This window comes from Vibrio fortis (assembly GCF_000695685.1).
Lineage (GTDB): Bacteria > Pseudomonadota > Gammaproteobacteria > Enterobacterales > Vibrionaceae > Vibrio > Vibrio fortis_A.
This window is the reverse complement of record NZ_JFFR01000005.1, coordinates 36,944-51,304: the sequence shown is the minus strand read 5'-3', so window position 1 is coordinate 51,304 and position 14,361 is coordinate 36,944. Positions and strand designations below refer to the sequence as shown.

The following is a 14,361-nucleotide window of genomic DNA, read 5'->3' as shown; positions in this document are numbered from 1 at the left end:
TTCTCTAAGGATCCTGTTATGGCTACCCAATCTAAAGCTCCTGTTGAAGCTCCTCAAGCCACTCGTCTCGAAGAAGATCTATTAGGTCAACGTCATGTTCCGGCAGATGCTTACTACGGCATCCACACTCTACGCGCTATCGAAAACTTTAACATCTCAAGTGTAACTATCTCGGACGTACCTGAGTTCGTGCGCGGTATGGTGATGACTAAGAAGGCTGCGGCTTTAGCAAACAAAGAGTTAGGTGTAATTCCAAGTGAAGTCGCGAAGCACATCATTGCGGCATGTGACCTTATCCTAGATACGGGTAAGTGCATGGACCAATTCCCGTCAGATGTTTTCCAAGGCGGCGCTGGTACTTCTGTAAACATGAACGCAAACGAAGTGGTTGCGAACGTGGCTCTTGAACTTATGGGCAAAGAGAAAGGCCAATACGAGTTCATCAATCCAAATGACCACGTAAACAAGAGTCAATCAACCAACTGTGCATATCCAACAGGCTTCCGTATCTCTGTTTACAACAGCGTACGTAAGCTTATCGATGCTATCGAATACCTAAAAGGCGCATTCGAACTTAAGAGCCAAGAGTTCAACACCGTTCTTAAGATGGGTCGCACTCAACTGCAAGACGCAGTGCCAATGACAGTGGGCCAAGAGTTCCACGCATGGGCAGTAACGATCAATGAAGAGATCAAGAACCTAGAGTACACATCAAAGCTTCTTCTAGAAGTAAACCTAGGTGCAACTGCGATCGGTACTGGTCTAAACGCAGCACAAGGTTACCAAGAGCTAGCGGTTAAACACCTTGCTGAAGTAACTGGCCTAGAGGTTTCTCCAGCAGAAGACCTAATCGAAGCAACTTCAGACTGTGGTGCATACGTAATGACCCACGGCGCACTAAAACGCCTAGCGGTTAAACTGTCTAAGATCTGTAACGACCTACGTCTACTTTCTTCTGGTCCGCGTGCTGGCCTAAACGAATTGAACCTTCCAGAGCTTCAAGCAGGTTCTTCAATCATGCCAGCTAAAGTAAACCCAGTAGTGCCTGAAGTAGTAAACCAAGTGTGCTTCAAAGTACTAGGTAACGACAACACGGTTTCTTTCGCAGCAGAAGGCGGTCAGCTTCAACTGAACGTGATGGAGCCGGTAATCGCTCAAAGCATGTTTGAGTCTCTAGACATTCTAACCAATGCTTGTGTGAACTTACGTGACAAGTGTGTTGACGGCATCACTGTGAACAAAGAAGTGTGTGAAGCTCACGTATTTAACTCTATCGGTATCGTAACTTACCTAAACCCATACATTGGCCACCACGAGGGTGACATCGTTGGTAAGATTTGTGCAGAAACTGGTAAGAGCGTCCGCGATGTGGTTCTAGAGCGCGGTCTTCTAACTGAAGAAGAACTTGATGACATTTTCTCAGTTGAAAACTTGATGCGTCCTCAGTATAAAGGCAAACGCTACGAGTAAGTTTAAATGTAGGGCTCCCAACGGAGCCCTTTTTTAGTCCCGAAAACGATTAACCATAACTTTGAAGTGGTTTTATAGCGAGACAAATTCTTACATCGGCTTCTAGCCAAGGTTCTATTATTTGAACACTCAGTGGCGAGTTTTCAGATAATAAAATCTAAAAATGAGGTGTTACTATGATTGCAGTAGAACTATTCGTTGTCCTACTCTTTATCTTTTTGGGAGCCAGAATTGGCGGTATTGGTATCGGTTTTGCCGGCGGTGCGGGTGTTATCGCTCTGTCGCTAATCCTTGGCGTTCCAACCAGTCAATCTTTTATCCCTATCGACGTTATTCTGATCATCATGTCGGTTATCACTGCTATTGCAGCTATGCAAGTCGCAGGCGGTATGGACTGGTTGGTTCAGATTGCAGAAAACTTTTTACGCAAACATCCTGAACGCATAACTTTTTATGCTCCTATCGTGACGTTCTTGATGACATTGATGGCGGGCACGGGTCACACAGCGTTCTCAACACTGCCTGTGATTGCAGAAGTTGCTAAAGGCCAAGGTGTTCGTCCATCTCGTCCACTATCGATTGCGGTTGTCGCGTCTCAGATTGCGATCACAGCCTCTCCAATATCAGCAGCGGTTGTTGCCTTTGCTGCGATGCTAGCGCCGTTCGGTGTTGATTACCTAACACTGCTGATGGTTTGTATTCCTACAACCTTCATCGCTTGTATGGTTGGTGCTGTTGTTGCGAACTACATGGGCAGCGAACTTAAAGACGATCCTGTATACCAAGAACGTCTAGAGAAAGGTCTCATCAAACTAGCAACAGAAGAAAAGCGTGAGATTCTACCAACAGCGAAGAAAGCGACTTACATCTTCCTAGCGGCGATCGGCTTTGTTGTTTGCTACGCGGCGGCGATCTCTAGCTCTGTGGGCCTGATTGAAAACCCAGCGCTAGGTCGTAATGAAGCGATCATGTCTGTGATGCTAGCAGCAGCAGCGGCGATTGTACTGTTCACGAAAATCGACGCGGCGAAGATCTCTTCAGCACCAACATTCCGCTCTGGTATGACTGCATGTGTATGTGTACTTGGTGTGGCTTGGTTAGGTTCAACGTTTGTAAACGCGCACGTTGCAGAGATCAAAGACGTAGCAGGTGCTCTACTATCTGATTACCCTTGGATGCTGGCACTGGTTCTATTCTTTGCTTCTATGCTGCTTTACTCTCAAGGTGCAACCACTGTTGCTCTTATGCCTGCAGCACTGGCAATTGGCGTAGCGCCTCTTACTGCAGTGGCGTCATTTGCAGCAGTAAGTGCACTGTTTGTTCTGCCAACTTACCCAACTCTGCTTGCAGCGGTTGAGATGGATGACACAGGCTCGACTCGTATCGGCAAACTTGTGTTCAACCACCCATTCTTTATCCCAGGTGTGGTGACTATCGCGACAGCAGTTGCGCTAGGTTTTGGCTTCGGTGGCTTGTTCATCTAATCAGAATTAATCTGTTATTTTTAAAAGGAAGCCTCGGCTTCCTTTTTTATTTGCCGCTATCTCTAGTAAGCCCGGTATAACGAAAACATTTTTATAATAAAATCGGCAATTTGAAACTTATTAGTCAGCAATAAGGTCTGATTAAGTTAATATCGCTGTTAACTTAATCAAGATGACTTCACTTATGCGCGCATTTCTCATCACGCTGTGTGTTGGACTGCTTAGTTTGTCCCATTCAGCCTATGCTCTCTTTGGCAATAACGACCAAGGACTTGAACTCGACTCAGCCAATAGCTTTGTTCCTGTTGATCAGGCATTCCCTTTTAATTACTACCAGCAAGACGGTAAAGTGCTTATCGACTGGCAAGTAAAAGAGGACTACTACCTCTATCAACACAGTCTTGATTTTACAGGTCAAAATCTCGCTATCGGCCCTGTGGAGATGGAAAACGGGCAACCTTACCAAGATGAGTTTTTTGGCGAGGTGAGCATTTATACCCAACCACTGTTTGTGCAAGTCCCACTGCAGAGCTACCAAGATGGCTCGCAGCTTATCGTTAAGTACCAGGGCTGTGCCAAAGCTGGTTTCTGTTACCCACCTGAAATTCGTGTCATCGACATCGAGCCATTCACGCCGTCGACAGATGTCGCGACGAATACAGCCAGTAACTCTGCTAAGACCGAGGTATCAACACAACCAACTTCGACACCTATCGCAGAAGAGCGCAGCGCGGATCCAGTTTCAAAAGAAGCTGGCCTTGCTGAACAGCTCGGTGACAGTTGGTGGACACCGCTGCTATTCCTAGCTCTTGGGGTTGGTCTCGCCTTCACGCCATGTGTTCTGCCTATGTACCCTATTCTGACTGGCATTGTGTTGGGTGGCGGTAAGCTAAGCCAAGGCCGTGCTCTGATGCTGTCGTTCATCTATGTACAAGGTATGGCCCTCACCTACACCTTGCTTGGTCTTGTTGTGGCATCTGCGGGTATGCAGTTCCAAGCTGCAATGCAGCACCCTTATGTACTAATTGGCTTAAGTGTTCTATTCGTGGCATTGGCACTGTCGATGTTTGGCGTTTACAACCTGCAACTTCCAAGCAGTGTTCAGACTTGGCTCAATAATCAGAGCAACAAGCAGCAAGGCGGCAATACCCTAGGTGTGTTTGCAATGGGTGCGATCTCTGGCTTGGTATGTTCGCCTTGTACTACAGCCCCACTCTCGGGTGCGCTGCTGTATGTTGCTCAAAGTGGCGACCTATTTACCGGTGCAATTGCTCTGTACGCGTTAGCCATGGGTATGGGTATTCCACTCATCTTGGTGGCGGTATTCGGCAATAAGCTACTACCAAAAGCGGGTAGCTGGATGGACAAGGTCAAAATCGTATTTGGCTTTATTCTACTGGCAGCGCCTATCTTCCTATTAGAGCGCATTCTTCCTGAGCTTTGGGCAACTGTATTGTGGTCAGCGCTTGGCTTTGTGGCCTTTGGTTGGTTGTATCACAGCAAAAACTCCCTGCCGTTTGGTGGCTGGAAACAGAGCGCAGTCGGCATCATTGCCATGCTTGGTCTGTTTGCTTCTGCACAACCTGCACTAAATTACTGGTTTGCAGAAAAGAGTGTCGAACAGACTGCTCAAATTGAGTTTGCGCGTATCAATACCGTTGAAGAGCTTGAGATCCAACTTATCGAAGCGAAGAAGTTAGGTAAGCCGGTGATGCTCGATTTCTATGCCGACTGGTGTGTCGCGTGTAAAGAGTTTGAGAAGTACACCTTCCACCAAGCCGATGTTGAAAACAAGCTTTCTGGTTTTGTTCTACTGCAAGCTGATGTGACCAAAAACTTACCTCAAGATATTGAACTGCTTAAACAAATGCAGGTCCTTGGTTTACCAACTATTGAGTTCTGGGACGGTAAGGGTAACCATGTTCCAAATGCTCGTGTGACCGGTTTTATGAACGCTGAAACCTTCTTAAAACACATGCAAAGCCACCAGCTATAACAGCACTGCGTTGATAGAATACAAGCCACGTTTTATTTCTCAAATGAGAACTGAAACGTGGCTTTTACATTTTTATAAAACCTTTCCATACTCGCCTCTCAGCAAAAGTGGATATGCTTCAGACTTTTAGTGCATAAATATTGTCCGCATAGTCAATCGGGTCAATAATAAATGTTAACTAAATTGTTAAAAGTATGAACGTCATGGACTCGACCTATACCATCATCATTGCTGATGACCACCCTCTGTTTCGTAACGCCTTGTTTCAGTCAGTGCATATGGCGATCAGTGGCGCGAACCTTCTAGAAGCGGACTCTCTAGACGCTTTGTTGACACTTCTCAAAAAAGAAGACGAGCCAGATCTGCTGCTGCTCGACCTCAAAATGCCGGGTGCCAACGGCATGTCCGGTTTGATTCAGCTACGTGCTGAGTACCCAGATTTACCTATTGTTGTTATCTCTGCCAGCGAGGATGCTAGCGTTGTGACTCAGGTGAAGAGCCATGGTGCGTTTGGCTTTATCCCTAAATCGAGTGATATGCGCGAACTGGTGAGTGCTCTCAATCAAGTGTTGAACGGCGACCCATTCTTCCCAGAGGGCTTGATCACCAATAACGCAGCTTGCAGCGACTTAGCAGAAAAGATTGCAACCCTAACACCACAGCAATACAAAGTATTGGGCATGCTCTCTGATGGTCTACTTAACAAACAAATTGCTTACGAGCTCAATGTTTCTGAAGCAACCATCAAAGCTCATATGACCGCTATCTTCCGCAAACTGGATGTGAAAAACCGTACTCAGGCGGTTATCTTGTTACAGCAGATGGAAACGGAAAGTTAGGCTATTTCGTAACATCTCACACAGTGATGACTTAAAAGGAATAATAGCCGCTATAATCTAAAGGCTGCAGATTAGCGGCCTTATCCCTCTGTCATCAACTCTGGGAGATTTTCCTTGCTTACTAGTATCATCATTACTCAGTTTGTTGTTCTTTGGGCGGTCATCGACCCAATTGGCTCCGTTCCTGTTTACCTATCACAAACACAGCACCTCACACCAAAACAGCGCCGCGCCGTTGCCCTTAAGGCGATCGCCATCGCAACCGGTGTACTACTCTTTTTCCTTATCGCAGGCCAACTGCTTCTTGAAGCGATGCAGATTCCATTACCCGCCTTCCAAGCTGCCGGTGGACTGGTGCTGCTGTTATTCGCATTAACCATGATTTTTGGTGAGAGTAAACCAGAGCAAGAACAGAAAATCTCAGAAGAGGTATGCAGTAAGCAACTCGCGGATCTCGCTGTCTACCCACTGGCGATACCTTCCATTGCCTCACCCGGCGCCATGATGGCGATTGTGATGCTGACGGACAATAACCGCTACTCACTGATTGACCAGAGCATTACCGCAGGGGTTATGGTGTTGGTGCTGGTTATCACCTTGCTGCTGCTACTGGGCGCCACTAAGATTCAGAAGGTGATTGGTAATGTCGGTGCCGCAATCATCAGCCGTGTCATGGGTTTGATTCTAGCGGCGGTTGCGGTAAATAACCTTCTGATGGGTATCAAAGACTTCTACCTGTAAGGCTTTAATTGCTCTCAGCCTTTGTTGGCTGAGGGCAATTCCACTCCCTCATTTCCCCAAACACTCCTTCAACGCACCGAATCTTCATCGATAAAATAAAAATCGTCCTCCTTTTGAGTTTTATCTCATCAAAAATCGACATTTCGTTAGACCTTTGGCTAATTTAACAACATTGCAACATCACATTTTTGGGTCAAGGTGCGTTGTAAGCCCCATAAAACAAAGACTTCCTACTCTTTTCGCCCCGACTAAAGTTGCACAGATCCCTTGACCGCCCCTTGCTATATTTCAAATCGTAACATTACGTTAACACAAACATTCTACGGAATCGGAAGAAAGGAGAAGGCAATGGCGTTCGAATCAACAGAACATGCTCAAGCCTATTGGAAGGAAAACTTGGGAATTATGGGGACCCTGCTGGCCATCTGGTTTGCAGTGTCTTACGGCGCAGGCATCTTATTTGTCGATGCGCTTAACACCGTACAACTAGGCGGTTTCAAGCTAGGGTTTTGGTTCGCTCAACAAGGGTCGATCTACACCTTTGTCGCCTTAATCTTTGTTTACGTAGTGCGTATGAATGCGCTCGACAAGAAATACAACGTACAGGAAGACTAGAGGTTTAGAACATGGATATTCAAACTTGGACGTTTATTCTCGTCGGCATCACTTTTGCACTCTACATCGGCATTGCTATCTGGGCTCGTGCTGGCTCAACCAGTGAGTTCTACGTTGCAGGCGGTGGTGTACACCCGGTAGCAAACGGCATGGCAACAGCCGCGGACTGGATGTCGGCAGCATCATTCATCTCAATGGCAGGTATCATCTCATTCGTTGGTTACGACGGTGCGGTATATCTAATGGGTTGGACAGGTGGTTATGTACTACTTGCACTCTGTTTAGCACCTTACCTACGTAAGTTCGGCCAGTTTACGGTTCCTGATTTCATCGGTGAGCGTTACTACTCGAAAACAGCGCGTATGGTAGCGGTATTCTGTGCGATCTTCGTATCATTCACGTACGTTGCAGGCCAAATGCGTGGTGTAGGCGTTGTATTCTCGCGTTTCCTAGAGGTTGATATCAACCTAGGTATCATCATCGGTATGGGTATTGTGTTCTTCTACGCAGTACTTGGCGGCATGAAAGGCATCACTTATACGCAGGTAGCTCAATTCTGTGTCCTCATTTTCGCTTTCCTTGTGCCAGCTATCTTTACCTCAATCATGATGACAGGTAACCCTCTTCCACAAATCGGTATGGGTTCAACTATCTCAGGAACGGATGTTTACCTGCTCGATAAACTGGATGGGTTAACCGAAGAACTCGGATTTACCGCCTATACCGAAGGTAATAAGAGCATGGTGGATGTATTCTTCATCTGTGCTGCTCTAATGGTGGGTACTGCGGGTCTACCACACGTAATCATCCGTTTCTTCACTGTACCAAAAGTACGTGATGCACGTATCTCAGCAGGTTGGGCACTACTGTTCATCTCACTACTTTACACAACAGCACCAGGTGTAGCCGCGTTTGCTCGTGTAAATATGATTGAGACAATCAACGGTCCAGACATGCAAGGTGTTCCTGCAGCAGAAGCACCAAGCTGGTATAAAAACTGGGAAAGCACTGGTCTAGTAGGCTGGGAAGATAAGAACGGCGATGGCAAGATGTTCTACTCGGGCGATGAGCGCAACGAGATGAAGATCAACCGTGACATCATCGTACTGGCTTCTCCAGAGCTAGCGAAACTACCAAACTGGGTTGTAGCACTACTGGCAGCCGGTGGCCTTGCAGCCGCACTATCAACAGCCGCAGGCCTACTACTGGTAATCTCAACATCCATCTCGCATGACTTGTTGAAGAAAGGGTTTAGACCAAACATGACCGACAAGCAGGAATTGTTAGCCGCTCGTCTGGCAGCAATGGTCGCGATTATTGGTGCAGGTTACTTGGGTATTAACCCACCAGGCTTCGTAGCACAGGTAGTAGCGTTTGCATTCGGCTTAGCCGCAGCATCCTTCTTCCCAGCGATTATCCTAGGTATCTTCTACAAGAAGATGAACAAGGAAGGTGCAATTGCAGGTATGTTGGCGGGTATCCTATTCACAGCGTCATACATCATCTACTTCAAGTTCATCAATCCAGCAGCAAGCACGCCAGACAACTGGTGGTTCGGTATCAGCCCAGAGGGCATCGGTACGCTAGGTATGTGTCTGAACTTTGTAGTATCTATCGCAGTGAACAAGGTTACAGCTGAAGTACCACAAGATGTACAAGAGATGGTAGAGAACATCCGTTACCCTAAAGGTGCTGGTGCAGCTCACGACCACTAAGCAACAACTCTCGCAAGAGATTAAAACAAACCAGTGCTTACATTGTAGGGATTAGGCACTGGTTCTCAGAAAGCCGATGCGTCATGTGTCGGCTTTTTCTTTTTGTCCCGCCATTTATGAAAAGAAAGGGTTGTTTTTAATATTTCATTTGATAATAATTATCATTAACATCTAATTAACGATGGTGAGAGATTAATGCAGCAACAACAACTTATCTATTCCACTTTTTACAAAGCACAAGACCGTTTTCTCGCTTCCGATGTGGTTGAGGGATATGAGCCATCAACAGTCCAAAGCTACATTGACTGCTGTCTAGAGCTTGCGCTTCAGTATGAAAAAGATAGTGAGCATGAAAACATTCTGCTGTGCGAGCTGTTCCTCCGTCAGCTGTTCTTTCACCTAATAGAAGCCATCGAGTCACCACAACGCAGCCTGACCTTTCGTCGCGTTTGCCTTGATTTGATTCACACGCCTCTATTTTGTTTGAAGCGCCACTACTACCAACAACCTAACGGTAAACAAAAGTATTTACCGCTCCAACAAACCCTACAACAAGTCCAAGCTCCACTTGGCTAACAAGGATCCAGCATGACCCAAGAATTTCGAATCGAAAAAGACAGCATGGGTGAAGTAAAAGTGCCAGCCAATGCACTTTACCAAGCACAAACCCAGCGCGCCGCTGATAACTTCTCTTTCAGTTCGCACACAATGCCTGCAAGCTTCATTCAAGCGCTCGCTTTCATCAAACAAGCAGCCGCAAATACCAATGCACAATTGGGTCATCTTGAGGGCGATATTGCTCATGCAATTATCGATGCGAGTCAAGAGATCATCGATGGCCAACACCTTGAACAGTTCCCTGTCGATGTCTATCAAACGGGTTCAGGCACCAGCTCAAACATGAATGCCAATGAGGTTATCGCAACGCTGGCTTCACGTGCACTGCAAGGTGATGTTAGTCCGAATGACCATGTGAATATGGGGCAAAGCAGTAACGATGTTGTACCGACAGCAATCCAAGTCAGCGTGGCACTAACGGTAGAGAAGCAACTACTACCAGCCCTTGCACACCTGTCAGATGTGTTAGCCACTAAACAGATGCAGGTTGCCGATGTGGTCAAAACAGGTCGCACTCACCTAATGGATGCCATGCCAATCACTCTCGCTCAGGAATTAGGTGGTTGGAAATTCCAAATTGACCATGCAAAACAAGGGATTGAATCGAGCTTGGAGGCAGTAAAAGCACTCGCTCAGGGTGGAACAGCCGTCGGAACCGGGATCAACGCCGATCCGCGATTTGCAGATGCCTTCGCGCACAACCTATCTCAAACAACGAAATTGCAATTCAGTTCGAGCGAAAACTTCTTCTTTAATCTCAGCAGCCAAGATGCGATCGTTGCCCTATCTGGACAGCTTAAAACCGCAGCAGTTGCGATCATGAAGATCGCAAACGATCTTCGCTGGATGAACTCTGGTCCACTGGCTGGCCTTGGAGAAATTGAACTCCAAGCTCTGCAGCCAGGCTCTTCTATCATGCCAGGTAAAGTAAACCCTGTGATTCCAGAAGCTGCAGCAATGGCGGCAGCGCAAGTGATTGGTAACGACACCACCATCACAGTCGCTGGTCAATCTGGCAACTTCCAACTCAATGTGATGTTACCTGTCATTGCACACAATGTGCTTGAGAGCATCGAACTACTGAGCAACAGCTCGGTGGCACTGGCAGATAAAGCCGTAGCTACCTTCACCGTTCGTCAAGATAACCTTGATGAAGCCCTCGCGAAGAACCCGATTCTAGTGACGGCGCTCAACCCAGTTATTGGTTACCTAAAAGCCGCAGACATCGCCAAAAAGGCGTATAAAGAAGGCCTGCCAATCTTAGATGTAGCAGAGCGTGAAACCGACATCCCACGTGAAGAGCTGGCGAGCTTATTGAACCCAAGCCAGCTGACTAAAGGCGGAATTGCCGGCTAATCAAGCCCAATAAAAAAGCGAAGCCGGCAGTTGGCTTCGCTTTTGGCCTACTATGATCCAAATGCTAATTAAGCGACACGATTGAGTACTGCTCTTAGCTTGAGTGGCTTAACTGGCTTGGCAATAAAACTGAAACCATGCGCTTTGATCGCCGCTAGCATGTCATCAGTACGATCCGCACTGATAATCACCCCTTCGAAACTATCACCCAGTCTCAAGCGACACTGCTGCAGAACTTCGAGGCCGGTGCGCCCATTGTCGAGTCGATAATCCGAGAAGATCACATCCGGTTGCCAACTGTCTTCCAGACACTTCAAGCTTTCGACCAGATCACCTGCAGTTCGCACATCGCATCCCCAACGACCAATCAGGTTCTCCATGCCGACCAGAATGTCTCGCTCGTTATCCACACACAGGATTTTCAGTTGGGCAATCTCGCTGTTGACGGTCGGTGCCGCCACTTGCGGTGCAGTAACCACTTTCTCTGCTCGAGGCAAGGTTATCGAGAATACGCTGCCTTCATCTGGCCAAGAGCGCATCGAGATTTCATGTCCAAGAACGTGTGCGATCCCTTTAGATATAGCTAAGCCAAGACCTAAGCCTTGATCTGAACGTACTTGGCTACCACGAGTGAACTCTTCAAAGATCTCTTGCTGTTTATCTTCATCGATACCAGTGCCGTTATCCCATACATCAATACGCACTCGGCCATCCACGCGCCGTGCACCCAATACAACTTTACCGCTTGGATTATAGCGGAACGCATTGGTCAAAAAGTTCTGAATCACGCGACGTAAAAGTTTTGGATCCGATTGAATAAACAGCGATGATGGCACCATATGGAAATCGATATTCTGCTGTCCTGCCAAGGCGCTAAATTCTGCATTCAGGTTGGACAACACATCATTGATAGCGAAGCCATGAACGTTGGTCTCTAGCTTGCCCGACTCCAAGCGCGAGATATCCAATAGGTCACCAATCAAGTCCTCTGCCGCACCAAGTGCACTCTCGATATGCGAAGAGAGCTGCTTAACTTCTTGCTCTTTCGCGACTTCTGATAGTGAAGAAGCAAACAAGCGCGCCGCATTCAAGGGCTGCATCAAGTCGTGGCTCACCGCCGCCAAGAAACGCGATTTAGATTGTGACTCTTGTTCTGACACTTGAGTGGCTTTCACCAAACGCTGGTTGAGTTTTTCGAGCTCTTGGGTACGCTCGTGAACGCGAGTTTCTAGGCTCTCATTGGCGTCTTTCAGCGCCTGCTCCGCTTGTCTAAATACCGTGATATCGGTAAAGCTCATCACAAACCCGCCACTTGGCATCGGGTTACCTTGCACTTCAATTACGCGGCCATCTGGCCTTACCCGCGAAGAGGTGTGACGGGTGCCTTGCTCAAGGTGGAAGATGCGTCGCTTAACGTGGTCTTCTGGATCGCCGGGCCCACATAATCCCTGCTCCGCATTGTGTCGAATCACATCGGCAATTGGCCTACCAACCTGAATCAGTCCGCTAGGGAAAACGAACAACTCTAAATAACGTTGGTTCCATGCCACTAAACGTAGCTGTTGGTCGACTACCGCAATGCCTTGACCGATGTGTTCAATCGCCCCTTGCAACAAGCCTCGACTGAAATCATACAGTTCAGAGGCTTCATCAACGATGGTCGCGACCTCTTCTAGCTGCATGTTTCTACCCTGCAGAGCGGAAGTAAGTACTAACTTAGCAGAGGAGGCACCAAATACACCGGCGAGCACACGTTCAGCATGTCGAATCAAGCTAGCAGGCGACTGCTGATTGGGCAGTAGTGGTCGACCTTGCTGCTGCCAATACGCCTGAAAGGCACTTTTTGCGCGCTTGCGTCCTACAAACCGTGAAGCGAGCATCTCTAGCTCAGCAACCGTCACACGGCTCTGGTAAAGACTCATGTTTTCGTTTTCAGGCAAAGGGGCCCCAACGAATGCCGCTGATTGTAAGCGCTCACTTAGACTTGGCCTTGTCGATAGGGATATCACTACATAGCAGAGTGTATTCACGGTGATACTGAGCACAATACCCCAGTTGGAGCTGCTCACGTCCCAGTTGGCTAACAGGTCAGGTGGTGTAATCAACCACAACAATAAGTTACTCTCTTGGTCGCCCGCGAGCATGCTGGTTTGGCTCATCAAAGTGATCAGCCAAATAATAGAACCAAACAACAGACCAACATAGACGCCTTTGCGGTTACCCAAGCGCCAGTACATGCCACCAATCAGGGCTGGCGCAAACTGTGCAATCGCGGCAAACGAGAGAAAACCTATCGCAGAGAGTGAGTGGATACTATCTAATGCTTGATAGAAGCCCCATGCCCCTAGCAGCAACAATAGGATGAGCGCACGACGAATCACCAGCAGCAACCCAGAGAAGTGTCGATGGGTTCTCTGCGTTAGTCGCATCCGACGCAGTAATAACGGCATCACCAGATCATTGGAGACCATGATCGCCAGTGCAATCGTAGAAACGATCACCATGCCACTCGCCGCTGAGGTACCGCCAAGAAATGCCAGCAAGGCAATGTTGTTGGCCCCTTCTGCCATTGGCAAGCTAATCACATAGGTATCGGCAGGCATCCCCGTCAAGAGACCTTGCCCTGCCCACGCAATTGGCAGCACAAACAACCCCATCAGGATCAGATAAACAGGGAATAGCCAGCGAGCCGTATGCAGGTCTTGAGGTCTTTCATTCTCAACCACCATGGTATGGAACTGCCTTGGCAGACAAACAATCGCCAACATCGTCAGCACGGTATGGATAATGAGAGTGGGAATATTAGGGGATTCGTAAGTCTGTGCAGCGACTTCAAGCAGATCAATCTTATCGCTACTGGTCGCCAGATAGATGATAAACAGCCCAACAATTAAGAAAGCCACCAGCTTGACGATCGACTCAAACGCGACCGCCATCATCATCCCACGGTGGTGTTCCGTGTTATCGATATGACGGGTACCAAACAACATAGTGAAGATGGCCAAAGCGCCCACCACAAACCAAGAAACGTGGTAATCCTGATAACCAAAATCTTGCGCCAGACTCGGAGCAACAATATCGAGCCCCATAGTAATACCACGCAGCTGCAGTGCTATGTAAGGCAGAATCCCCACTACAGCAATAATCGTCACCGTGACCGCGAGCCCTTGTGATTTGCCATAACGAGCGGCAATGAAGTCAGCAATCGAGGTGATGTGTTCGCGCTTGGCGATGACGATAAGCCGCGCCAAAATCCGCCAACATAAAGTAAAAACCAGAATTGGGGCTATGTAGATAGGAAGAAAAGACCACGGGTTATTACTGGCCTGCCCCACGGTGCCGTAGAAGGTCCACGAGGTACAGTAAACCGCAATTGATAAGCTGTAGATCCATGGTCGCCAGCGTGACAACCAGCGAGTTTGCCGATCTCCATACCAAGCAATTAAAAATAACACCCCGAGATAGGCGAGTGAGACGGGGATTACGATCCATCCTTGCATTGCGAACCCTTTTCTTCCATAAAAAAA

General features: G+C 47.8%; 10 protein-coding genes. 9 read left to right on the top strand and 1 reads right to left on the bottom strand.

Going from position 1 to position 14,361, the window contains the following annotated elements:
* Positions 1-18: 18 nt before the first annotated feature.
* The 9 genes from aspA (at position 19) to VFDL14_RS17240 (ending at position 10,834) form a co-directional block, all read left to right on the top strand.
* Positions 19-1,470, top strand: a complete 1,452-nt coding sequence (gene aspA / locus VFDL14_RS17200) for an aspartate ammonia-lyase (RefSeq protein ID WP_032549951.1) — start codon at positions 19-21, stop codon at positions 1,468-1,470.
* 176 nt (positions 1,471-1,646) lie between these two features.
* The gene (locus VFDL14_RS17205; protein ID WP_032549950.1) at positions 1,647-2,954 is read left to right on the top strand and encodes an anaerobic C4-dicarboxylate transporter; all 1,308 of its coding nucleotides are present in this window, start codon (positions 1,647-1,649) and stop codon (positions 2,952-2,954) included.
* Positions 2,955-3,138: 184 nt separating this feature from the next.
* Positions 3,139-4,950: a protein-disulfide reductase DsbD gene (locus VFDL14_RS17210; protein ID WP_032549949.1), complete on the top strand. Its 1,812-nt coding sequence runs from the start codon at positions 3,139-3,141 to the stop codon at positions 4,948-4,950.
* A gap of 203 nt (positions 4,951-5,153) precedes the next feature.
* Positions 5,154-5,789, top strand: coding sequence for a response regulator transcription factor (locus tag VFDL14_RS17215; protein WP_032549947.1), 636 nt, complete (start codon positions 5,154-5,156; stop codon positions 5,787-5,789).
* 114 nt (positions 5,790-5,903) lie between these two features.
* Positions 5,904-6,530, top strand: a complete 627-nt coding sequence (locus tag VFDL14_RS17220) for a MarC family protein (protein WP_032549946.1) — start codon at positions 5,904-5,906, stop codon at positions 6,528-6,530.
* Between the two features lie 348 nt (positions 6,531-6,878).
* A complete protein-coding gene (locus VFDL14_RS17225) occupies positions 6,879-7,145 on the top strand; it encodes a DUF4212 domain-containing protein (RefSeq protein ID WP_032549944.1) in 267 nt (88 codons plus the stop codon).
* An 11-nt stretch (positions 7,146-7,156) separates the two neighbouring features.
* On the top strand, positions 7,157-8,860 hold the full coding sequence (locus VFDL14_RS17230; protein ID WP_032549943.1) for a sodium:solute symporter family protein: 1,704 nt from the start codon (positions 7,157-7,159) through the stop codon (positions 8,858-8,860).
* Positions 8,861-9,055: 195 nt separating this feature from the next.
* The gene (locus VFDL14_RS17235; protein WP_032549942.1) at positions 9,056-9,436 is read left to right on the top strand and encodes a hypothetical protein; all 381 of its coding nucleotides are present in this window, start codon (positions 9,056-9,058) and stop codon (positions 9,434-9,436) included.
* Between the two features lie 12 nt (positions 9,437-9,448).
* Complete coding sequence (locus tag VFDL14_RS17240) at positions 9,449-10,834, top strand: class II fumarate hydratase (RefSeq protein WP_032549940.1); 1,386 nt, start codon at positions 9,449-9,451, stop codon at positions 10,832-10,834.
* 68 nt (positions 10,835-10,902) lie between these two features.
* On the opposite strand, the gene VFDL14_RS17245 is transcribed toward VFDL14_RS17240, so the two are convergent.
* Entirely contained in the window at positions 10,903-14,334 is a 3,432-nt protein-coding gene (locus VFDL14_RS17245; protein WP_032549938.1) for a PAS domain-containing hybrid sensor histidine kinase/response regulator, read from the bottom strand.
* Between the last annotated feature and the right edge of the window lie 27 nt (positions 14,335-14,361).

Excerpts from the sequence above, each read along its gene's own strand:
- aspA (WP_032549951.1), top strand. The coding sequence starts at position 19 with ATGGCTACCCAATCTAAAGCTCCTGTTGAAGCTCCTCAAGCCACTCGT.
- VFDL14_RS17205 (WP_032549950.1), top strand. The coding sequence starts at position 1,647 with ATGATTGCAGTAGAACTATTCGTTGTCCTACTCTTTATCTTTTTGGGA.
- VFDL14_RS17210 (WP_032549949.1), top strand. The coding sequence starts at position 3,139 with ATGCGCGCATTTCTCATCACGCTGTGTGTTGGACTGCTTAGTTTGTCC.
- VFDL14_RS17215 (WP_032549947.1), top strand. The coding sequence starts at position 5,154 with ATGGACTCGACCTATACCATCATCATTGCTGATGACCACCCTCTGTTT.
- VFDL14_RS17225 (WP_032549944.1), top strand. The coding sequence starts at position 6,879 with ATGGCGTTCGAATCAACAGAACATGCTCAAGCCTATTGGAAGGAAAAC.
- VFDL14_RS17230 (WP_032549943.1), top strand. The coding sequence starts at position 7,157 with ATGGATATTCAAACTTGGACGTTTATTCTCGTCGGCATCACTTTTGCA.
- VFDL14_RS17235 (WP_032549942.1), top strand. The coding sequence starts at position 9,056 with ATGCAGCAACAACAACTTATCTATTCCACTTTTTACAAAGCACAAGAC.
- VFDL14_RS17240 (WP_032549940.1), top strand. The coding sequence starts at position 9,449 with ATGACCCAAGAATTTCGAATCGAAAAAGACAGCATGGGTGAAGTAAAA.
- VFDL14_RS17245 (WP_032549938.1), bottom strand. The coding sequence starts at position 14,334 with ATGCAAGGATGGATCGTAATCCCCGTCTCACTCGCCTATCTCGGGGTG.